The organism is Peptoanaerobacter stomatis (assembly GCF_000238095.2).
GTDB classification, from domain to species: domain Bacteria; phylum Bacillota; class Clostridia; order Peptostreptococcales; family Filifactoraceae; genus Peptoanaerobacter; species Peptoanaerobacter stomatis_A.
Window position 1 is genome coordinate 315,809 of sequence record NZ_JH815226.1, and the last position, 518, is coordinate 316,326.

General features: G+C 47.9%; 5 tRNA genes. All 5 read right to left on the reverse strand.

Going from position 1 to position 518, the window contains the following annotated elements:
- Positions 1-19: 19 nt before the first annotated feature.
- Positions 20-95 (reverse strand) — tRNA-Val (locus HMPREF9630_RS09710).
- Between the two features lie 56 nt (positions 96-151).
- Positions 152-226: transfer RNA gene (locus tag HMPREF9630_RS09715), tRNA-Glu, on the reverse strand.
- Positions 227-245: 19 nt separating this feature from the next.
- Positions 246-321, reverse strand: a tRNA-Met gene (locus tag HMPREF9630_RS09720).
- An 8-nt stretch (positions 322-329) separates the two neighbouring features.
- A tRNA-Leu gene (locus tag HMPREF9630_RS09725) sits at positions 330-418 on the reverse strand.
- 5 nt (positions 419-423) lie between these two features.
- A tRNA-Asn gene (locus HMPREF9630_RS09730) sits at positions 424-498 on the reverse strand.
- Positions 499-518: the final 20 nt, after the last annotated feature.

The following is a 518-nucleotide window of genomic DNA, read 5'->3' on the forward strand; positions in this document are numbered from 1 at the left end:
AACTACCGGACCATTTATTTGGTGGACCCAACAGGGCTCGAACCTGTGACCCCCTGCTTGTAAGGCAGATGCTCTCCCAGCTGAGCTATGGATCCAAATAAAAGATATATTTAAAATATAAAATAATTCAAATTTAAATAATTAATAAAAATGGTGACTCCTAGGGGATTCGAACCCCTGTAGCCGCCGTGAAAGGGCGGTGTCTTAACCGCTTGACCAAGGAGCCACAGTTATTAATATATTTTTGGTTGCGGAGGAAGGATTCGAACCAACGACCTTCGGGTTATGAGCCCGACGAGCTACCAACTGCTCCACTCCGCGATATTATATGGTGCCGAAGACCGGAATCGAACCGGTACGAATATCTCTATTCGCAGGATTTTAAGTCCTGTGCGTCTGCCTGTTCCGCCACTTCGGCACTATTGGCTCCGAAGGTGGGACTCGAACCCACAACCTACCGGTTAACAGCCGGGTGCTCCGCCGTTGAGCTACTTCGGATTACAATTGGCTATGACCTA